Here is a 20,212-nt window from a genome sequence, read left to right as displayed (position 1 = left end):
TTATTAAATAATTTATCTAAGAAAATTGGGATTCATTTAGGATAATCGGGGTGCCGTGTAATATCACTTCACCCCAACATTTGACATAGAACCATTTTAATTTGAGAAGTTTAAAAGTGTCTAATGGAATGGGCTAGCCGCTTGAAGTCGCTCTCATTTCTTCAGGCGAGGACAAAAGCACATTCACGATGTCTGGTCTGAACGAGCACACTCTGCTTTTATTCCTATCTCAAAACAAGAATGGTTTTATACTTTTTATGCATAATAGTTATAAAGAAGTTGTATGTAGATAGAAATCTGTATATGATGTAGGGAATCTGAAAAATCAAACAATAAGGGGTGTGATTATGAAAGATCAATTATTATCCAAGTTTGAGACATATTTATTGGATGAAGCTATGGAATTAAGAAATGAAGAGAACAAACAAGAAGAAGTTGTATTAGATATAAAAGATTACAAGGAATTTCCAAAAGGATTCTTCTCGAGCTTATAACAAAGTCCTACATAGGATTTTGTTTTTTTTATTGTCGTCATAATAGGCATAAGCTATTAATTTTTCTAATTTACTTATGTATAATATAGAAAAGTATTAAATCGAAAAATTCGAGGTGCGAAATATGGGTCAAGTAGAAACATACGAAGGAGTCATCTATGGTTGGTTTGATCATTTTCATGCATATCCAGAAGTAAGTTGGAAAGAGTTTGAAACAACCAAAAAAATTGCTTCTATACTAGATGAGTTAAATATTAAATACTATACCTTCCCTGATGTTACAGGTCTTGTAGCAGAAATAGGTACTGGAGATGAGGTTATTGCTGTAAGAGCAGATATAGATGCGTTATGGCAAGAAGTAGATGGTAAAATGCGTGCAAACCATTCATGTGGACATGATGCAAATATTTCGATGGTTTTAGGTGCCCTTATTCAGCTAAAGGATTTACCATTACAAAAACGAATTCGCTTCATTTTCCAACCTGCAGAAGAAACAGGTGGCGGCGCAATAGCAATGGTGAAGCATGGGGTTGTAGATGATGTGTCGTATTTATTTGGAGTACACTTACGCCCAATCGAAGAACTACCTTTTGGAAAAGTAACACCTGCCATTCATCATGGGGCAGCCCTATTTTTACAAGGGTCAATTCATGGAATAGATGCGCATGGAGCTAGACCGCACCAAGGGAAAAATGCTATTGATGTTGTTTTTGCAATTCAACAAATGCTTCAAAATTTACACATTAATCCGTTCGAAGTTTACAGTGCGAAGTTAACTAAAATTGTTGCAGACGGAGGTAGTGTGAATATCATCCCTGGGAATGCAACGTTTTCAATCGATGTTAGAGCGCAAAAAAATTCTGTGTTAGCGGAATTACAGGCTCGCCTAGATGAAGGATTTAAATCGATTAAAAACATGTTTAATACTGATATAAAATGGCAATGGATGGATCGAACACCAGGAGCAGATGTATCGAAAGAGGCTACAGAGATTGCTACGTCAGCAATTATTGAGGCATTAGGTGATCAGAGTTTAGAAAAGCCAATCTCAACTCCGGGTAGTGACGATTTCCATTACTATACAGTTTTAAGACCCAATTTGAAAGCAACTATGATTGGAATTGGCGCAGATTTAGAGCCAGGCTTACATCATCCAAATATGACTTTTAATAAAGAAGCGCTGATCATCGGAGCAAATGTTTTAACAGCAACTCTAAGAAAAGCAGCCCAAAAATAACCTTATTAAAAAGAAGGAAGTTTAATATGAAAATTAAGCAAATAGAAGTTTTCGCAATAAATCTACCATTAATTAAGCCATTCGTTATTAGTTATGCAACATATCCGAATATGCCTTCCATCATAGTAAAGCTAACGACTGAATGCGGCTTAATAGGATGGGGAGAAAGTGTACCAGACGATCATGTAACAGGTGAAACACCAGAGGCAACCTTCGCAGTCATAAAAAATACACTAGCACCAATTTTAATTGGCCAAAACCCAATGCAGTTTGAGAAAATCCATGAGTTAATGGATGCGGCTGTGAAAGATGTACCAGCCGCCAAGGCGGCCATCGATATTGCGTGTTTTGACGTTGTAGGGAAAAAGTTAAGTGTTCCTGTTTACCAATTAATTGGTGGTCGTTATCATGAAAAATTCCCAGTTACACATGTTTTAAGCATTGACGAACCTGAAAAAATGGCAGATGAAGCTGAGCAATGTGTTGAGTTAGGGTACAGTTCTTTTAAAATGAAAGTTGGCAGAGATGTAGCGGGTGATGTGAAGCGAATTAAAGCCGTTCGTAACCGTGTAGGGGATGAAATCGCTATTCGTGTAGATGTAAATCAGGGTTGGAAAAACAGCGCCAATACTTTACAGGCACTTCGCCAATTAGAATCAATAGGCCTAGACTGGCTTGAACAACCTGTTGTAGCAGATGATATTGATGCAATGGTGGAAATTAAATTGAAAACAGCTACTCCAGTCATGATTGACGAAGGCATCCGAAACGTTCGTGATATGCGTGAAATTATTGCAAAACGTGCAGCAGATAAAGTGAACATTAAGTTAATGAAATGTGGAGGTATCTATCCTGCGATGAAGCTGGCGAATATGGCTGAGATGGCAGGAATTGAATGTCAGATTGGGTCGATGGTTGAATCGTCAATTGGTTCGGCTGCTGGATTTCATGTAGCATTCTCTAAGAAAATCATTACTAGTGTTGAATTAACAGGGCCATTAAAGTTTTCAAAAGATGTGGGTGACTTAAAAGAAAGTTATATGATTCCATATATACAATTAAATGAACTCCCTGGACTTGGTGTAGATGTTAATGAAAGAATTCTTGCAGAACTAACACAGTATTCGGAGGTAGTTCAGTAATGGGCTCAAGAAGTGAAGCAATCTACGAGGGGGCAATTGGGGACAAGTCTTTTCAGGTCCATTTGTTAAATCAAGACCATTTACCTCAAATTGTTTCTGTACAAGAAGACGTATATAATGTGCTGCCAGATAAAAATAGTTTACAACCGCTATCGAGTGAAGAACTGTTATATATCTTAAATGGAAACGGCATAATGATTGGAGCCTTTATAAATGAGGAATTAATTGCGTTCCGTGCACTGTTAATTCCAATAATTGATGAAGAACATTTAGGTTATGATATTGGATTAACCGAAGAGTCAGATTTAAAACGTGTATTATATCAAGAAATCTCAAATGTTCATCCAAATTATCGAGGATTTGGCTTGCAAAAAACATTAGCGAAAGTCATTATGCAACAAGTTGACCCAAGTGCTTTTGATGTCGTTTGTGCAACAGTAATGCCCTATAATATCGCAAGCTTAAAAGATAAGTTTTCACAAGGAATGCACGTAGCCGCATTGAAATATAAATACAATGGAAAACTACGGTATGTATTTGCCAAACCTTTACATACAGAAATTGAGTATGAAGATGAGGTTATTAGTAAAGCAATGAGTGATGTTGAAGGCCAACAAGCACTAGTGAAAAATGGATACCTTGGTGTTTCCATGAGACAAGTTGATCATGATTGGGTAGTGGAATATAAAAAAGGGACGTAGGGGACAGGTACCTCGTCCCATTATAAAAGAGTGATAGTACAAAATATAGCTCTGCTAAGTAGAAAACTAATACAGGATTTTTAAAGTAAGTACTTTTGAAGTTTTGGTAATTTCTTTTATATGAAAAATACAGCTCCAGATAGAAAAATGGTCTTCATACAAGCGATGAAGACCATTTTACTAGTTATTCTCATTTAATCGGGCAAAATTCACATCGTAGTAGCCCGGGTATGTCTTTTGAGAAACAACAGCTTTTACGTACGGGCCTATTGACGAGCTGCGCGGGATTTTTCCCTTCGGTATATTGTAAAAACCAAGATTTATTTGAAAACGGTTCCCACACTTTTGTACCTTCTAATATTTCTAAATCCTCAAATGCGCGATCAGCAAGTAGTGGATTTTCCAGCTGAACATGGTAATTCCATAGCATATAACCAAAAATATTCTCCCAAAGGGTAAGGGGGGAGATGGAAGTCGTTTTACGTAATTGAGTGATGACCTCATGACATTGAAATAATAATTTGGCAATCACGCTTTCACGTTCATCATCTTCTACATATCTAAAATCGGTTGCTGTAATAAAGGTACCTAGCGTATTTACTCCATATTCGTTTACGATACTATATCGGATATCTTCAAATTTTCCATCCCATATTTCATCATACATCGATAACATGTAAAATTGCATAGCCATAAACATCCCGTAACGGCGTCCGAAATGTGAAATCGCAGCTGTTTCAGTCGTAGCTTGAGTAACACCCATCATTAGGTTACGGAAGTCAGTTAAGTAAAAGTCTTTATGTATATTTGCTAAAGTGAAGAGTGGTTTATCTGGATTTTCCGTAAAAATACTATAGGAATTCAATACACGGAGTTGATCGTAAGTTAAAGCAGGCATAGTATCACCTTTCTTTTTCATTTCGTCTTGAATGACATAATAAATGGATAATTAAACTACTATCATTATATTTAACTATACCATTTCTATGTTGCTCTTTGTTTAATGGAAGAACTCATCTTGCGTAATTAAATCGTAATTCATTTTAAACATTTTGACTATACAAAGGGAATAATTATGAGTAAAATAAAGAAAACGAATAGGAAAGGTTGGTATTAGGATGTCGCAAGTGCAATCAATACCACGTCCGTTAGTTAGAACAAATCAATGGACGATTTTTCTCTCAGTTATTTTCACTTGGGTTACTGGAGAAGCATGGATTCTCACAATTCCACTCGTTTCAAATATAATGGGCTTATTATTTAATTTTAATCCAATTATGAAGTTCGCAAGACTTTTCTTAATTAAGAAAGGAAAGCAATATATACCTGAAGATGTAACACAGCAAAAGTTTAACTCTTGTATTGCAATTTTCTGTTTAGCACTAGGATTCATTAGCTTTGTTGCAGGTTGGACAATTGTCGGGTACATTTTTACAATCATGGTAGCAGTGGCTTCATTCATTGCAATATTAGGCTTTTGTATTGGATGTTTTATTTTCTTTCAATTGAAACAATTTAAGTATCGCCGGTCATTAAGGAATTGATAGATATTATGAGATCAGGGGCTTCTCTTTTGGAGCGCCCTGTTTTTTTATTGATATGGATATATTGGATTAATTCAATTAATTCATCTTAATTGTGCCATGGTAATTAGAATATTTAAATTATTGAGTGAAACTGTTGACATTATCAATGAAAATGATTATCATTATCATATAAAGAAAGAAATTCTCCTTAATTAAAAATTGAGGCGATTGTTATAGCGACTTTTCTCCAGAAGAAGCTATCTTTTGACGTTCTACCCCCCATAATAGAACGGATTGTTATCTCCACATCAAGATATTACATGTGAAATTTAGCCAAACTCCAATAAAGGAAGTTTGGCATTTTTCTTTTGGTGGATAGGAAAGTATAAGCGTTTTTGGAGTGTGCATATAAAGAGGATATCAGCTCGACTATTCAGGGTCGAACTGAGTCTCCCCAATAGTTACCTTTTTGGATTGTAGCAAGGTATGGTAGCTGTGCAGTAGCATACCGATAATAATCACCCCTAAACCACATAGGGCAATTGGGTCTGGCAATGGAAGGCTTAATAAAACCATTTCACCAATAATGACGAAAATAACTTCAGTTGATTGTGTAGCTTCGACAGCTGCTAGTTTTCCCTGATCATCACGAACTCTGTCAGTCGCGATAAAAAATAATACTGTCGCTATGACGCCTGAGCTAATCCCTACAATTAATGATTGAAAAACCTGGCTAGGAGAAGGGAGGCCCACTGTAAATAAGGCATAGATAGCTAGAATAATCCAAGTAGGCATGGAGGCAATTGTCATTCCCAGAACCCTTTGATATGTATCGAGACGTCCATCACAAACTTCCATCATCTTTCGGTTTCCTAGTGGGTAAGCAAAAGCTGCTACTACAACAGGTAAAATTCCGAGTAGTAGACTATTAAATGAAACGGATTGTGCTTGAGGGATTTGTATTAAAATAATCCCGATTAGGATCACGCTTGAAATAAGTAAAGAAACGATGGGAATTCGTTGCCGAATCCTTTCGCCCCCAATCATAGTTATAAAAAGGGGGGCTAGCAGAACACCTGCCACAATAGTAAATTGCCACGTCCCCGATACGAGCCATCCTGGACCAAAAGCGGCAGCAAAAGTAAGAGGGGCATAGAATAATACAAATCCTACGAAACTCCAAAGTAACCATTTAGTTGGTTGAGCTTTCATTTCTTTGGTAAGAAGATTCATCCCCCTACGATACAAAACAATGACTAGCAAAAAAGGGAGCATAAAGAAATAACGCAAAGATGAACTCCAAAGCCAACTACCACCTTCAAGCTCCATCGAGTGGTTCAAAATAAACGTAACAGCGAAAAATAAGGCAGCTAATATCCCAAGGGCGATTTCTTTCAAACTATCAACCTACTTCCTTATAAAAGGTGCGAAATATTCAGATTTCGATGCAGTTAGAATAGCGAAGTAAGGTATGCCTACTTCGCTATCAAAAATTATAGATTTGTGAATTTAAAAAGGGGCAAGGGACAAACGCAAACTGATTGCAAGTGCGCCTTCCACTTTTCTTACTTTTCTTGAGCCTCGAATAATTGTACAATTTCTACTATTACTTTCGCTGCCTTTTCCATTGTTTCAGCGGATACGAATTCATATTTCCCATGCATATTTTCCCCACCAGCAAAAATGTTTGGTGTAGGTAATCCCATGTATGATAGTTGTGATCCGTCAGTACCGCCACGAACCGGTTCAATAACTGGTTTAATATCTAAATTTTCCATTGCCTTATAAGCAATGTCAACAATTTCTTTTACGGGTTCAATTTTCTCACCCATATTGTAATATTGATCAGCAAGTTCAACAGTAATGGCATTATCGCCATACTCTTCTTTGATCATCTTTTCTACTTTTAAGAAGTGAGCCTTCTTTTCTTCAAATTTTTCTTTATCATGATCACGGATGATATAAGAAAGGGTTGCTTCTTCAATATGTCCATTAAAGTTCATTAAGTGGATAAACCCTTCATAGCCTTCAGTTTTTTCAGGTACCGCATCTTGAGGCATTTGGTTTTGGAATTTAGTGGCCATTGTAATTGCGTTGACCATTTGGTTTTTAGCAGAACCTGGATGCACGCTAGTACCACGTGTTGTCACTTTTGCGGCAGCTGCATTAAAGCTTTCGTATTGAAGTTCACCTAAAGGTCCGCCATCCATTGTATAGGCATAGTCTGCGCCAAATTTTTCAACATCAAATTTATGTGGACCACGACCAATTTCTTCGTCAGGAGTAAAAGCAACGCGAATCTTACCGTGTTTAATTTCAGGATGCTCCACCAAATATTCCATTGCTGTCATAATTTCGGCAATGCCTGCTTTATCATCTGCGCCAAGTAGTGTCGTTCCATCAGTAGTAATTAATGTATCACCTACGTAGTTTTTTAAGTTAGGGAAATAGCTAGGTGACATCACTAAATTAGTGTTTAATTGAATATCTGTACCATCGTAATTGTCAATTCGTTGTGGGTTTACATTTGCCCCTGAAAAGTCAGGTGATGTATCAACGTGTGCTAAAAATCCAATTGTCGGAACTGACTTCTCTGTGTTTGCTGGTAATGTAGCGAATAAATAGCCATGTTCATCTAATGAAATGTCAGTTAATCCAATTGCCGCAAGCTCATCCTTTAAAACATTTAGAAGATCGAATTGTTTTTGGGTAGAAGGTGTTGTAGAACTTTCAGGATTTGATTCTGTATCAATTTTTGCGTAACGAATTAATCGTTCAATTACTTTTTCTTTCATTGGATTGGCCTCCTATATTCTATAAACTGCATCTATTGTATCACTTTCTTCTGATATTGGAATAATTTGCAATACTCATCGCAAGGAAAAGTTGGGCTAAGTAATAAGACGTCATGATGATTTCATGAGAGTACGTGAGATCTAAAGCAAATTTATTTAGTGCTAGGATGGAATCCGAAACAATAAACAGTATGGCACCTGCAGTTGCAAAATTTGAATTTGTACGAAAAGCGGTCATACCCATTGTTAAGATTACGAGAATATAAACTGTTACAGCTATTGTTAAAAGTAATCCTTCAGAGTTGAAAACCGAGCTACCAATCCAGGTAATCATGATGGTACCAAAGATAAATAGTGCCGTCTGAATAAAGGAAGGTACCTTACTTTCTTGAGTTGTAAGAAAAGCTCGAATAAAAAAGACGTGTCCAATTAAAAAACAGATAAGTCCAATAGTAAACCATTGTAATGTAAAGTCCCCGATTGCACAGAAAATAAGGGCTATTATTATGTTAAATTTATAATCTCTAGCATTCTTCGCTTTTGAAATGATCGCCAGGATAATAATTAAAAACATAGGGATTAATTTATAAACCATTTTCATAGAGTCTTCAATGGACGCATAATTAAAAGTGTAGTAATAGCTAAAAGCAATTGTTAACAAGATGAAAGCTAAGCGGAACAATCCATCACTCCTTATCTTTGTTCGGAATAAGATTTACACTAATAGTTGTTGAAATGCTGTAGGACGTTTATCTTGTTCAATTGACATTGGAAGCCAACTGAACATAGATAGGGCCTCCCGTGGGTGCCACAGATTTCAAGAGGAAAAATACCTCGTGTATATAAGAATTTGAAATCTGGATTCAATTACAACAAGGTGTAATTGATTAATTTAACAAACTTTCTTAATTGAATTTATGAAACTAATGGTGTGGCTATTCCGTAAAAGTATTATAAGAAAGGGTGGAAAGAATGGAGCAATTATTTTTAACAGCATTAATTGTAGCGATAATCGCAACAATTATTATTGTCCCACTAACTAAAAAAGTACCAAAAGGGCAAGTGACAAATAAACAACTTGTCCAAACCGTTATATTTGTAATAATTGCAAGTATGATTGTTTGTTTAGCAGTTATTTATATTACAAAAATTGATTTGCATTGGACTGTTTTTATTTATGCTTTACCAGTAGCTGCGCTGCTAGGTGCTATTCAGTCAGTAGGTGTAGAGCGAAAATTAAAGGGTTTACTACTTTTTGCTAGTATCATTGTTTTAGGCTATATGTTATCTGCACCTCTTTGGAATGCAAATGAAAAATATAATTCGGCAAAGATGGATGTACAGGTTGAACTAAAACCTTTTGACGAAAAACAAACACCTGCTAGTGTACCTCCAAGTTTTGCAAAAAATAAAATGAAAAAAGCCTTCGGACAAGTGCCAAACACTAGCTTTTACGAGTTAGGAAATTTGCAAATTCAAAAAGTTAATGGTGAGTATGTATATATTGCCCCCGTAGAATTCTCGGGCTTCTTTAAATGGATGAATGGCGACACTACGCCCGGTTATTTTACAATGAGTGCAACAGATTCAAGTGATAATCCAAAGTTTGTTAAAAAAGAAATGGCGTATGTTCCTTCTGCCTTCTTTAATAAGAATCTTGAACGTCATATGCGTCTCCAATATCCAACATTAATCTTTTACGGTGCACCACAATTAGAGATCGACGATGAGGGTACGCCTTTCTATATCCGCTCCTACGGTGAGTTTATTTCTGTTCGTGATGGATTTGATGTAAAAGGGATAGTTATGGTAGATGCCAATACAGGTAAGAGTGAAAAGCTTTCAATTGATGAGGTACCTGCGTTTATTGATGGTGCTGTATCACCTGAATCGGTAAGTCTTCAAAATAGTTACTACGGTAAATATGTTCACGGATTCTGGAATAGTCTGTTCGGTAAAAAGGATGTCAAACTACCGTCAGATGAAGGAACAGAAGCAAACGTAAGCCCAGTCTTCAATGAAGAGGGGGATATGTATTACTTTACTGACTTTACAAGTCCAAAAGAAGGCGTGGATTCTATGTTAGGTTACTCTTTAACACATGCAAGAACTGGTGAATCTACTTATTACACTGGAAATCTAGAAGATTCTTATATGGATTCAAGAGGTGCTTTAGAGATTGTTGAAAAGAAATTCATTGAAAAGCAATGGCAAGGTGAAATGCCAATTTTATATAACTTCTATGGAGAAGCTAGTTGGTTAGCACCAGTTCTTGATTCTAACGGTTTCTTACAAAACTACTTTATTGTTTCAGCAGCGAACCCTGAAATTTCTGCATATGGTACGACACCAAATGAAGCATTAAAACTATATAAAACAGCATTAAGTCGTGGTGGTAGCTCAGTAAATGGCGGTACATCGGATGCAAAAGAGACGACAATTTCAGGTGAAGTCCTTCGGGTTTATAAGGAGCGAGTAGGGGAGTATACCATTGTCTCATTCTTATTAAATACAGGACAAAACTTTATTATTAGCTCACAACAAACACCTTTAGCAATTTATTTAGAACAAGGTGATGAAGTGGTTGTAACATATTTTGCTACAGATGAAATGTTCCTACCAGTTAAAGTAATGCAAATAAAAGGGATCATTGGAAACTAGCAGACATAATAAAACCCGAAGCTGCCAATAGCATGCTTCGGGTTGTTTTAAATTATAGTATTTACTTTGGAGCAAACGGTCGTTCTCCGCTTTTCTTGATGTCTAGCTACGGCGGCTAGGCTCTCGCGTCGCAGAGGCCGACAGGATGTCGGTCATGCAACCGTTCCCACAGGACGTGGGGCTCTTAGGTTGCCTTCCGAATTATCCTACGCATGCAAGCATGCTTCTCGGAAGTCTCCGCAGTACAAGGATGTACAAGTGCCGACAATGCGACACGATGTCGCGTTTTTGTCGGCCAGCGCGTGTCGAGCCTAAACGAGCCGCCTTCGCTTTTCTTATTTCCAAGAGAATCCTTTTGATTCAAGGAATTCTTTCATGTGAGGACGATGTTGTTCAATTAGATAATCTGCCATTTGTTTTGTCCAGTTTGCCATTTTTCTATTTGAACTTCGACTTGCATAATAGTCTTCCATTACTTGATCGTAATCATTTAAGAGTGAATGATATTTTTCAGCATGGTACTCATTTTCGTGTAGAACGGCAGATACAGGAAGTCGAGGCTTTGTTTCATTGCGTTTAGTTGGTTTTCCAATCGTCATAGCAAATAGTGGGAAGACATATTCAGGTAAATTGAATAGTTCACTAATTTCAGCTGGATTGTTGCGAGCGCCACCTATATAGCAAATACCATACCCTTCAGATTCAGCAGCGATAACGAAATTTTGTGCAAAAATTGCAACGTCTGCCACACCTACAATTAGATTTTCAGCAGTGTCCACAACGATATCGACCCCATGTTTTTGACCAGCCATTTGTAAACGTTTAAAATCTACACAAAATAAAAACGAAGCTCCGGCAGTTTGAAATTGGAATTCATTTTTAGAGAATTCCCCTAGTTTTTTCTTTTTTTCCTCATCACGGATCCAAATTAAGCTATAAGCTTGTACAAAGTGAGAACTTGCGGCCATTTGAGCGGTTTCGACTAATTCCACAATTTTATCTTTTGTAATGACTTCCCCTGTATATTTTCGAACAGAAGAGTGATTTCGTAATACTTCTTTTACTGTCATTTGTTTCTCCCCCTTTGTATATGTAAAAATGATATCTTTTAAGAGTATTTTAGTATATTTTTGTTTACTTTACAAAATTTTCGCACAAAAGAGTTTTTACTAGATGTTTCTTAATAGAAAGAGTAGCCAAGAAAAAAACGATTACAGAAGGTATGATCCTAATGTAATCGGTGATTTTATTTTGATTTTTTCTTAAAGGCGGAAGTAACTTTTGGCTCTGTACCGTGGCGCATGCGTTTCATATTTTCTTTATGAAGATAGAAAGCAATTAAAAATAATAGAAATGAGATAATGGAAGGCCAGATAGACGGTTCGAATATAAGTGCTGAAATAACAAAGATAGCATATAAAACAAAGACACCAATGATTAAGTAATCTGTAATTAATGAAAATACGATAATTGCAATAAAACCTATTAATCCCATTTTCCAATCTAATGCAATAAAAATACCAATAAGTGAAGCAGTTCCTTTCCCACCACGAAATTTCATATGAATTGGAAAGTTATGACCAAGAATAACAGCTGCTCCTGTTAAATAAAGCAGAATGGATATTTCTGAGTCAGTAAAGCTAAAGTAATCATTTAGGATAAAGCGGAATAAAAGAATAGCAAAAATGCCTTTGCCAATATCAATGAGTCCAACTAGGATTCCATACTTCCAACCTAGAGAAAGAGTTGCATTGGAAGCACCAGCGTTTCCATGCCCTGCCTTTTTTAAATTCACACCCGATAAAATTTGAGCTGCATTTGAACCATGAATACAACCGATGAGGTACCCTGCAACCAATACAGTTAATAACGCTACGGTCATTTGACTTCCCCCCTACAAATAACTTATTATCTATTATACTCTGATTATATGTAAGAAGTTTCTAAAAATTTAGAAAAGATAGTTGACAGAGTGCATTACTATGATTTATAGTTAGTTCAACGATGGAACATGAATCAAATACCTTTATCCAGAGTGGCGGAGGGACTAGGCCCGAAGATGCCCAGCAACCAGCGAATTCATCAACTTGTTTTTGCAAAGGTGCTAATTCCTACAGATTCGAATCGGGATCTGAAAGATAAGGGGAGGAAAAATGCGTAATTAGCAGCCCTCTTCTCTTCTGAAGAGGGCTTTTTGTTTTTCCAAGAACTCCTCCTCACCGATCATCCATCGAAATAATTCTAGGAGGAAACAGATACATGTCAGAATTACGTCCAGAAACACATTTACTTCATGGTGGGCAACAACCAGACCCACAAACAGGAGCAATAGCTGTACCAATTTACCGTACAACTGCATATGCATTCGAAAATACGGAGCATGCACGTAAACTATTTGCTCTAGAACAATCAGGAAATATTTACTCTCGCATTATGAATCCGACAGTTGATGTGTTTGAAAAGCGAGTTGCTTTACTTGAAAAGGGAACTGCTGCTGTAGCACTTTCTTCAGGGATGGCAGCCATTGCGTTTTCAATTTTAAATATTGCTGGAGCAGGCGATGAGATCGTTGCTGCAGGGTCTTTATACGGCGGTACGTATAATTTATTTGCAAATACATTACCTCGATATGGAATTACAACAAAATTCGTAGATGAAAGAGATCCAGAAAACTTCCGTGAAGCCATTACAGAAAACACAAAAGCGATCTATGCGGAAACAGTAGGGAATCCAAGTTTAAATATTTTAGATATTGAAGCAGTAGCACAAATTGCACATGAAAATGGACTTCCATTAATTATTGATAATACATTCCCATCTCCTTATGGCTCGAACCCAATTGATTTTGGTGCAGATGTTGTTGTTCACTCAGCAACAAAGTGGATTGGTGGCCATGGTACGACAATTGGCGGAGTTGTAGTAGATGCAGGGAAATTTGATTGGACGCAAGGTCGATTCCCAGGATTCACAGATCCAGATGAATCATACCACGGTATACGTTTCGGAATTGACGCGGCAGGGGCTGCATTTGCCACAAAACTACGGGTTCAATTATTACGTGACTTTGGTCCAACTTTAAGTGCAGATGCTGCATTTAATTTCTTACAAGGTTTAGAGACGCTTCATTTGCGTTATACAAAACACGGAGAAAATACATTGAAAGTAGCAGAATACTTAGAAAACCACCCATTCGTGGAATACGTAAATTATCCTGGAAACGAAAACTTCCCATCGCATTCATTAGCGAAAAAGTATTTGAAAAATGGCTTCGGTTCAATCCTTACATTTGGTATTAAGGGAGGCCGAGAAGCAGGTAGTCAAATTATTGATAATGTGAAGTTGTTCTCACATGTAGCAAACGTAGGTGATGCAAAATCATTAATTATTCACCCAGCTTCTACTACTCACCAACAATTATCCGCTGAAGAGTTAAAAATTGCTGGTGTATCTGAAGAGCTCATTCGCTTGTCAGTTGGATTAGAAGCAGTTGAGGATATTATTGAAGATTTAGATCAAGCCTTAGCTACAGTTACAGTAAGTGAAGGTGTAGCAAATATAAACGCATAGATCTGCACAATAAAAAGTGTGTTTGCCTTAGTAAATTCTAAAATTTTGCATCATTTCGCAAAATTTTAGAGTTTACAAGCATACAATACGCCATCCATTCGGCTGAGGTCTTTAGTAAGTAGAAAAATTTCACTACTTTAGAAGCTAAGGTAAGTGAAGAATTTATTTGTTTTTTTTGGTGGATGAATTGAACTTCTAGAAAAAAAGCCTTTTGGCGATAGTCAAAGAATTCGTAAAGGAAATAGACTAGCTATAATTCAATTTCGAAATCTGGACGCAATTACGCCAAGGTGAATTAATATAATTCAAAACCTAGTAACTTTATTTGTTTTATTGACTTTATAGTTATTAGGTTGTATACTGTTTAACATAGGGGGAGCAGTATTTAATGTAACCAACCAACCAACCAACCAACCAACATTAATTCTTTCGTTAAATTCCCCCTCCCTTGTAAAGTATTAGCTTTTTTACACTGTAGCAGTCTAGTCGCCCCCAGACTGCTACACCTAACATATTAAAACTGGAGTGTTGTAAGATGGGAAATGTATATAATGCACATAATGTAGCTTCGTATTTTATTTATGAATTGAATGAACTACATACATTTATAAACTGTACCTCTTTACAACATCTTTTAAATGAGGTTGACAATAAATGGGGACAGATTTTTGGGCATAGTATTTATTCAGAACATGCTCATTCCTTAAACTCAGATGAGAACGCCATAAACGAAGTATTGAAAGCCTATCAAGAACATGGGGATCATCATATAACGTTACCTGCCAAGGAATGGCATTTGGAGTATGGTAAGTTTCAATTAGTTTATAGAACGTACGGGGTTCCTAATTTTACAGAAGATGAATTAAAGATCATAAATGAAATAATTATTCGATATCATGAGTATGAAATCAAAAAAGTATCATAATATAAATAATGAAAGCAGTCTTAAATTGGTTGAGTGGCAACCTTAGGGCTGCTTTTTTTGCGTGTATAAAAGTTAATCAGGTCCATAAAATGATAATTTATACCTAAACTTTTCTTGGGGGATAATGACTCTTAAACCATTTTCGGTAGCAAATTCATATTGTAACAGATAAAAAGTTTTATTAATATAAGATGATGTCCTGTTAAATTTTAGATATTTAGAACTATTGGTAATTATTTATAGCGAAAAGTATGGTGAGGAAAAGCATGAAAAAGAAAAAGATAAAAAAGGGGTTTTCGGTTAAATTTCGAGTAATTGTAACCTTTATATTAATTTTGTTAATTCCTAGTGTGTCAATTGGAGTTATATCCTATTTCTACTCTAGTATAGAGCTTGAGGATACGCTTAGTAAACACACGGAGCGAGAAGTTGAGTTACTTGATGAATTAATTACGAAAGAAATAAAACCAGTTGTTGCGCAAGCTGATTATTACAGTACAATCATTTCGAAGCGTTGGACTGAACAACAGATTTTAAAAGAGTTGGAGCGATATAATTCTTTAGAAGATGGCGTTAAGTCAGTTTCAGTTGTACAAAAGGGAAGAAATTTTATGCGTAATCCTTATTTTAATTTTGATGATGATTTTGATCCTTTTTCGGAACCTTGGTATTTGAAGGCAATTGAAAATCCACAAAGCCCAGTTGTGATTGACCCATATATTTCTTCATCAGATGGAACACTAATGATGTCCGTAGCAGCTGCATTAAAGGATGGTTCAGGTGTAATCTCTTTTGATATTAATCTTGAAACTATCATGGATCTCGTTAAATCTGTTAAGATTGGTGATACAGGATTTGCTTCATTAATGGATGCGAAACAATATTATTTAGCAGACCCGAATATAGAGAATGGCGTAGCCGCAGATAAGCAGTATCACATACAAATGTCTAATGAAGAATCTGGTAATTTTAAAATTCATGAAGATGAGGTACCAAAGCACATTTTCTTTAAGAAAAGTGAATTTACTGGATGGTATATTGTTGGAACGCTAATGATGCAAGATGTAGCTACATCGACAAATGGAATATTAACTGTAACAATCATCATATTAATCGCTGCTATTATTGTCGGTGTTGCAATTGGTTATCCAATGATTCGTTCTATATTAAGACCATTAAGAATATTAGGAGAAGCAGCTGGAAAAATTGGTGAAGGTGATTTACGCAATAAAATTGAGATAAAAAATCAAGATGAATTTGGCCATTTAGCGGGCATTTTTAATAAAATGATTGATTCATTACAAACACTAATTCGACACGTAAGCGATCAATCAAACACTCTTGCAGCTTCATCTGGAGAATTAACAGCAAGTACGGAAGAAAACCAGAAAGCAACTAGTCAAATTGTTGAATCTATACAACAGCTTGCTAGTGGAGCTGAACAACAATCAGCAGCTGTAGCAAACAGCACAATTGCAACAAATGAAATGCAACAAAGTATACAAACGATTTCAAGTATTGCAGAGAATGCATCAAATAAAGCAAGACAAGCACTTCAAGAAGTACAAATTGGAGATCGAACAATTCAACAAGCTATTAATCAAATGCAGTCAATTAGCGAAACGGTTAAAAGTATAGAGGTTGCTATATTAAATTTAGGGAAGCGTTCCAATGAAATTGGTCAAATTGTAGAAGCAATTAAACAAATTGCAGATCAAACTAATTTACTAGCGTTGAACGCAGCAATAGAAGCTGCTCGTGCAGGAGAAGCTGGGAAAGGTTTTGCTGTAGTAGCAGACGAAGTAAGAACATTAGCTGAACAATCTGCAACAGCTACAAAACAAATTGCAGGGATTATTAATAAAATTCAATTTGAAACCAATGAAGCTGTAGAGAAAATGGCTACAGGGACTGAAGAAGTAGGTAAAGGAATTTTAGTTATGAATGAAGCCGGTCAAAAGTTTATCAGTATTCAAGAAAATGTTATGGAAGTGACAAATGAAATTAAAGAAGTTTCAACTACGACCATTAACATGTCACAACAATCATTACTAGTATCAGATGCAACTCAAGCTGTTCAAAGCCTAACAAATCATACATTAGGAGGGATTCAAAATATCTCCGCTTCTACTGAAGAACAACTTGCATCTATGGAGGAAATATCAGCCTCGGCTGATGAGCTAGCGATTATGGCAGATAGTTTACAACAAACTATTAAGAAGTTTAAATACTAAACTATAAAAAGGGAATTTGCGAAGCCCCAGTAGCAAAACTAACCAGGCAAGATGAACACCTCACAATTCAGGTGAAAACGAATGAGTAGGTGGAGGTTAGAGCTACAAAGGCGTGCAAATTCTTTTATTTTATTTCACTCATTAGGAAGTGACCTTTGACCTTTCTAAGAAAACAAATGTCCTTCTTGAGAAGATTCCCCTTGTTTTCCGTCTGAATATAAGATAAAATTTTTATAATATTGAAATATTCTAATAGTTCGTTTTGGATTGAGAGAAGAAGATGGAGGCGAGTATAGGTATGGCAATAATTAAGGCGGCCATCTTAGGGTTTGGCACAGTCGGTCAGGGAATATACCACGTACTAAATGAAAAAAGAGAAGAGCTAAGGAATAAATTAGGTCTTGAATTAGAAGTAGCAAAAATTTTAGTAAGGGATACATCCAAAGAACGTGTACCAGGAACAGCTCATTTATTAACGGATAGTATCGACGATGTGTTATCAGTTAAAGGTCTTCAAGTTGTATTTGAAGCAATTGTTAATGAAGAGCCTGCTTTTACATATCTTAAAAAAGCTGTAGAGCATAAATGTCACGTTGTGACTGCCAATAAAGTCATGTTTGCTAAGCGCGGACTTGAGTTGCAAGAGTTAGCAAAACAAAATGGAGTATTTGTTGGTTATGAAGCTACAACTGCTGGCGGCGTGCCCGTTATTAAAACAATGAAAAATACTTTATTAGTAAATGACGTAAGTAGAATTCAAGGGATTCTAAATGGTACATCTAATTATATTTTAACAAAAATGCGTGCTGAAGGCTGGTCTTTCGAAGAGGCACTACGAGAAGCCCAAGTACTTGGTTATGCAGAAGCTGATCCATACAATGATGTTTCTGGCCAAGATGCATTCAAGAAACTTATGATTCTATCTGCTTTGGCATTTGGTGAGCAACCAGATTGGGCAGATGTAGAAGTAATTGGAATCGATGGTATTACATCAGAACAAGTGATGGATGCAACAGAACAGGGGTTACGTTATCGTCATGTAGCGGAAGTTGAAAAACTCTCAGATGGAACAATCTTTGCAAAAGTTGGTCCAATGTTAGTTGATAAAGAACATCCTTTATATCCAATTGATGATGTATTTAATGCGGTCACAATGGAAACAAATTATATTGGGACGTTAACACTTGTTGGACCTGGAGCAGGTATGTATCCAACTGCAAGTGTAATGGTTGAAGATTACGCAGAAATCATTGGCAAACGTGCAGGTTTCGTTGTAACAATTTAAAAACTACTTGAAGCGCATTGACGACGCTTCAAGTAGTTTTTTGCTTGTTCTGGTTTATGAACAGTTACTAGTGTGTGAAGCAAAACCTAAGAATTTTGTGGAATGCACATTTCTTTTGTTAATCTTCATCCTTTACATCGATATCCTCAGGGATTGGAGTATTGCGCCAAATTTCAATCTCCTCTTTTATTCGCTCTAATTGTTCGAAATACGTGTCAAATTGGGTGCTATTAATAAGAAATTGTTTTCCATCATGAACAGCTTTAATACGGCCTTCATAAATGTAACGTAATACTTGATCTTCTGGCATTGAAATGTCTTTTGCAGTTTCAGCAACGGATTTATACATATTATGAGACCTCCTTTATTTAATATCATCTCCCATCATACACCAAAACTTTTGATAATGAGTAATTTGTAAAATTTTAACTTAATATTACTATTAAATTAGATTGAAGTAATTGTAAACTATGGTAGCATCATTAGTAGTAGAATTTGTCAAAGGGGATGAATGAGCGGTGAATATGTTGCCTTACATATTTGTATTGATTGCTGGAATCTTGTGGGGAACGACAGGTACTTTACAAACCTTTTTACAAGATGGAATTTCACCTATTGCGATAGCGGGGGTCCGTTCTTCAATTGGGGGAGGGGTACTTCTCTTAGTGGTACTTTTAATGAAGAAAATTAACTTTCGAAACTGGTCTTGGAAGTGGACGCTATTGGCAGCAATTACGATCGCACTATTCCAATCCTTCTTTTTTACTTCAATTCGATTTACAGGGGTTGCAGTTGGAACGGTTGTTACCATTGGAAGTTCTCCAGTGTTTGCTGGATTAGTTGAATGGCTTTTGTGGAAACGGAAACCAACCCGCATTTGGGGGGCAGCTACTACGTTAGCAATTATTGGATGTATTTTATTATTTGTTAATAAAGGGGAAGCAACAGTTAATTTAACAGGGGTGCTACTTGGACTTTGTGCAGGTGTTATGTTTGCATTTTACACAAATTGTAGCAAGCAATTAACAGAGAAAGAAGATACGTTACCAGCTGTGGCAATGACGTTTTCTTTATGTGCCCTTCTTTTATTACCATTCTCACAAGATGGCATTAGTTGGGTGTTTTCCTCCCAAAATAGTTGGCCAATGATTTTGATGGGGTTAGGCGCAACAAGCCTTGCTTATGTTTTATTTTTAGCTGGGCTAGGGAAAATTAGTTCTTCATCTGCCGTAACATTATCGCTGGCTGAACCGTTAACCGCAGCTCTGCTTGGTGTATTTCTAGTCGGTGAATATTTAAGCCTAACTTCATGGGTTGGAATAATGTTACTTCTGGGAGGCATTATTGTGTTAACGATGGGAAGTAGAAAGTCGACGAATGAAACTGTCCAATTAGAAACAAATAACGAAGAGATAAAAACTACTTAGGGGGTTCTCTCTAAGTAGTTTTGCTTTTCTCCTGAGTAATTATAAATTTTCGGAGTTTGAACAGTGTCTAGCTATGGCGGCTAGGCTCTCGCGTCACTTCGACTCCTCCTGCGAAGGCAAAAGGCGCCTTCTTCTCGGAGTCTCCAGTGCGTGTCGAGCCTGAACGAGCCGCCTCCGCATTTCTTGGTGTCTAGCTATGGCGGCTAGGCTCTCGCGTC

Annotated in this window: 18 protein-coding genes and 1 riboswitch; of the genes, 11 read left to right on the top strand and 7 right to left on the bottom strand. The window is 36.5% G+C overall.

Going from position 1 to position 20,212, the window contains the following annotated elements:
* The first annotated feature begins 347 nt into the window (after positions 1-347).
* The 4 genes from JOD29_RS19580 to JOD29_RS19565 all read left to right on the top strand — a co-directional run bounded on the left by JOD29_RS19580 (position 348) and on the right by JOD29_RS19565 (position 3,574).
* A complete protein-coding gene (locus JOD29_RS19580; protein ID WP_192894269.1) occupies positions 348-494 on the top strand; it encodes a hypothetical protein in 147 nt (48 codons plus the stop codon).
* Positions 495-618: 124 nt separating this feature from the next.
* Positions 619-1,731 (top strand): amidohydrolase, encoded by a 1,113-nt coding sequence (locus tag JOD29_RS19575; protein ID WP_124766974.1) that lies wholly within the window; start codon positions 619-621, stop codon positions 1,729-1,731.
* A gap of 26 nt (positions 1,732-1,757) precedes the next feature.
* Positions 1,758-2,873, top strand: coding sequence for a mandelate racemase/muconate lactonizing enzyme family protein (locus JOD29_RS19570; RefSeq protein WP_124766973.1), 1,116 nt, complete (start codon positions 1,758-1,760; stop codon positions 2,871-2,873).
* Positions 2,873-3,574 carry a GNAT family N-acetyltransferase gene (locus JOD29_RS19565; RefSeq protein WP_124766972.1) on the top strand — a complete coding sequence of 234 codons (702 nt, stop codon included), beginning with the start codon at positions 2,873-2,875 and terminating at the stop codon, positions 3,572-3,574. Before JOD29_RS19570 ends, JOD29_RS19565 begins: the two co-directional genes overlap by 1 nt.
* Positions 3,575-3,764: 190 nt before the next feature.
* Here the strand turns inward: JOD29_RS19565 and JOD29_RS19560 are convergent, their stop codons facing one another.
* Positions 3,765-4,472, bottom strand: a complete 708-nt coding sequence (locus JOD29_RS19560) for a Fe-S oxidoreductase (RefSeq protein ID WP_124766971.1) — start codon at positions 4,470-4,472, stop codon at positions 3,765-3,767.
* A 220-nt stretch (positions 4,473-4,692) separates the two neighbouring features.
* On the opposite strand from JOD29_RS19560, the gene JOD29_RS19555 reads away from it, so the two are divergent.
* The gene (locus tag JOD29_RS19555) at positions 4,693-5,118 is read left to right on the top strand and encodes a DUF4395 domain-containing protein (RefSeq protein ID WP_124766970.1); all 426 of its coding nucleotides are present in this window, start codon (positions 4,693-4,695) and stop codon (positions 5,116-5,118) included.
* A 411-nt stretch (positions 5,119-5,529) separates the two neighbouring features.
* Here JOD29_RS19555 and JOD29_RS19550 read toward each other — a convergent pair whose 3' ends face one another.
* The 3 genes from JOD29_RS19550 to JOD29_RS19540 all read right to left on the bottom strand — a co-directional run bounded on the left by JOD29_RS19550 (position 5,530) and on the right by JOD29_RS19540 (position 8,577).
* The gene (locus JOD29_RS19550; protein ID WP_124766969.1) at positions 5,530-6,498 is read right to left on the bottom strand and encodes a DMT family transporter; all 969 of its coding nucleotides are present in this window, start codon (positions 6,496-6,498) and stop codon (positions 5,530-5,532) included.
* A gap of 167 nt (positions 6,499-6,665) precedes the next feature.
* On the bottom strand, positions 6,666-7,895 hold the full coding sequence (pepT, locus tag JOD29_RS19545) for a peptidase T (RefSeq protein WP_124766968.1): 1,230 nt from the start codon (positions 7,893-7,895) through the stop codon (positions 6,666-6,668).
* 40 nt (positions 7,896-7,935) lie between these two features.
* Positions 7,936-8,577, bottom strand: a complete 642-nt coding sequence (locus tag JOD29_RS19540; RefSeq protein WP_239585827.1) for a lysoplasmalogenase — start codon at positions 8,575-8,577, stop codon at positions 7,936-7,938.
* 290 nt (positions 8,578-8,867) lie between these two features.
* Here JOD29_RS19540 and JOD29_RS19535 point away from each other — a divergent pair, with 290 nt between their 5' ends.
* Complete coding sequence (locus JOD29_RS19535) at positions 8,868-10,556, top strand: hypothetical protein (RefSeq protein WP_124766967.1); 1,689 nt, start codon at positions 8,868-8,870, stop codon at positions 10,554-10,556.
* 335 nt (positions 10,557-10,891) lie between these two features.
* Here JOD29_RS19535 and nfsA read toward each other — a convergent pair whose 3' ends face one another.
* Together nfsA and JOD29_RS19525 are read right to left on the bottom strand one after the other, a co-directional pair.
* Positions 10,892-11,626 carry an oxygen-insensitive NADPH nitroreductase gene (nfsA, locus tag JOD29_RS19530; protein WP_124766966.1) on the bottom strand — a complete coding sequence of 245 codons (735 nt, stop codon included), beginning with the start codon at positions 11,624-11,626 and terminating at the stop codon, positions 10,892-10,894.
* Positions 11,627-11,802: 176 nt separating this feature from the next.
* A complete protein-coding gene (locus JOD29_RS19525; protein WP_124766965.1) occupies positions 11,803-12,438 on the bottom strand; it encodes a glycerol-3-phosphate acyltransferase in 636 nt (211 codons plus the stop codon).
* A 141-nt stretch (positions 12,439-12,579) separates the two neighbouring features.
* A riboswitch (SAM riboswitch) is annotated at positions 12,580-12,701 on the top strand.
* Positions 12,702-12,815: 114 nt separating this feature from the next.
* Here JOD29_RS19525 and JOD29_RS19520 point away from each other — a divergent pair.
* From JOD29_RS19520 to JOD29_RS19505, 4 genes are all read left to right on the top strand, one after another.
* Positions 12,816-14,123, top strand: coding sequence for an O-acetylhomoserine aminocarboxypropyltransferase/cysteine synthase family protein (locus JOD29_RS19520; RefSeq protein ID WP_124766964.1), 1,308 nt, complete (start codon positions 12,816-12,818; stop codon positions 14,121-14,123).
* Between the two features lie 535 nt (positions 14,124-14,658).
* Positions 14,659-15,048, top strand: coding sequence for a hypothetical protein (locus JOD29_RS19515; protein ID WP_124766963.1), 390 nt, complete (start codon positions 14,659-14,661; stop codon positions 15,046-15,048).
* Positions 15,049-15,314: 266 nt separating this feature from the next.
* Positions 15,315-17,282 carry a methyl-accepting chemotaxis protein gene (locus JOD29_RS19510; protein WP_158610616.1) on the top strand — a complete coding sequence of 656 codons (1,968 nt, stop codon included), beginning with the start codon at positions 15,315-15,317 and terminating at the stop codon, positions 17,280-17,282.
* A gap of 298 nt (positions 17,283-17,580) precedes the next feature.
* On the top strand, positions 17,581-18,567 hold the full coding sequence (locus JOD29_RS19505) for a homoserine dehydrogenase (RefSeq protein WP_124766961.1): 987 nt from the start codon (positions 17,581-17,583) through the stop codon (positions 18,565-18,567).
* A 118-nt stretch (positions 18,568-18,685) separates the two neighbouring features.
* On the opposite strand, the gene JOD29_RS19500 is transcribed toward JOD29_RS19505, so the two are convergent.
* A complete protein-coding gene (locus tag JOD29_RS19500) occupies positions 18,686-18,916 on the bottom strand; it encodes a DNA-binding protein (protein WP_124766960.1) in 231 nt (76 codons plus the stop codon).
* 175 nt (positions 18,917-19,091) lie between these two features.
* On the opposite strand from JOD29_RS19500, the gene JOD29_RS19495 reads away from it, so the two are divergent.
* Positions 19,092-19,994 (top strand): DMT family transporter, encoded by a 903-nt coding sequence (locus JOD29_RS19495; RefSeq protein ID WP_192894270.1) that lies wholly within the window; start codon positions 19,092-19,094, stop codon positions 19,992-19,994.
* Positions 19,995-20,212: the final 218 nt, after the last annotated feature.

Origin of the sequence: Lysinibacillus composti, assembly GCF_016908465.1 — a bacterium.
In the GTDB taxonomy this organism is placed as follows: Bacteria; Bacillota; Bacilli; order Bacillales_A; family Planococcaceae; genus Ureibacillus; species Ureibacillus composti_A.
Note: the sequence above shows the minus strand (reverse complement) of the source record. Positions and strands in the feature narration are given on the sequence as shown.

Bases quoted from the DNA above. Each gene is read 5' to 3' on its own strand.
- nfsA (WP_124766966.1), bottom strand. From the start codon at position 11,626: ATGACAGTAAAAGAAGTATTACGAAATCACTCTTCTGTTCGAAAATAT.
- JOD29_RS19580 (WP_192894269.1), top strand. From the start codon at position 348: ATGAAAGATCAATTATTATCCAAGTTTGAGACATATTTATTGGATGAA.
- JOD29_RS19520 (WP_124766964.1), top strand. From the start codon at position 12,816: ATGTCAGAATTACGTCCAGAAACACATTTACTTCATGGTGGGCAACAA.
- JOD29_RS19570 (WP_124766973.1), top strand. From the start codon at position 1,758: ATGAAAATTAAGCAAATAGAAGTTTTCGCAATAAATCTACCATTAATT.
- JOD29_RS19515 (WP_124766963.1), top strand. From the start codon at position 14,659: ATGGGAAATGTATATAATGCACATAATGTAGCTTCGTATTTTATTTAT.
- JOD29_RS19575 (WP_124766974.1), top strand. From the start codon at position 619: ATGGGTCAAGTAGAAACATACGAAGGAGTCATCTATGGTTGGTTTGAT.
- JOD29_RS19535 (WP_124766967.1), top strand. From the start codon at position 8,868: ATGGAGCAATTATTTTTAACAGCATTAATTGTAGCGATAATCGCAACA.
- JOD29_RS19560 (WP_124766971.1), bottom strand. From the start codon at position 4,472: ATGCCTGCTTTAACTTACGATCAACTCCGTGTATTGAATTCCTATAGT.
- JOD29_RS19525 (WP_124766965.1), bottom strand. From the start codon at position 12,438: ATGACCGTAGCGTTATTAACTGTATTGGTTGCAGGGTACCTCATCGGT.
- JOD29_RS19505 (WP_124766961.1), top strand. From the start codon at position 17,581: ATGGCAATAATTAAGGCGGCCATCTTAGGGTTTGGCACAGTCGGTCAG.
- pepT (WP_124766968.1), bottom strand. From the start codon at position 7,895: ATGAAAGAAAAAGTAATTGAACGATTAATTCGTTACGCAAAAATTGAT.
- JOD29_RS19495 (WP_192894270.1), top strand. From the start codon at position 19,092: ATGTTGCCTTACATATTTGTATTGATTGCTGGAATCTTGTGGGGAACG.
- JOD29_RS19510 (WP_158610616.1), top strand. From the start codon at position 15,315: ATGAAAAAGAAAAAGATAAAAAAGGGGTTTTCGGTTAAATTTCGAGTA.
- JOD29_RS19500 (WP_124766960.1), bottom strand. From the start codon at position 18,916: ATGTATAAATCCGTTGCTGAAACTGCAAAAGACATTTCAATGCCAGAA.
- JOD29_RS19565 (WP_124766972.1), top strand. From the start codon at position 2,873: ATGGGCTCAAGAAGTGAAGCAATCTACGAGGGGGCAATTGGGGACAAG.
- JOD29_RS19555 (WP_124766970.1), top strand. From the start codon at position 4,693: ATGTCGCAAGTGCAATCAATACCACGTCCGTTAGTTAGAACAAATCAA.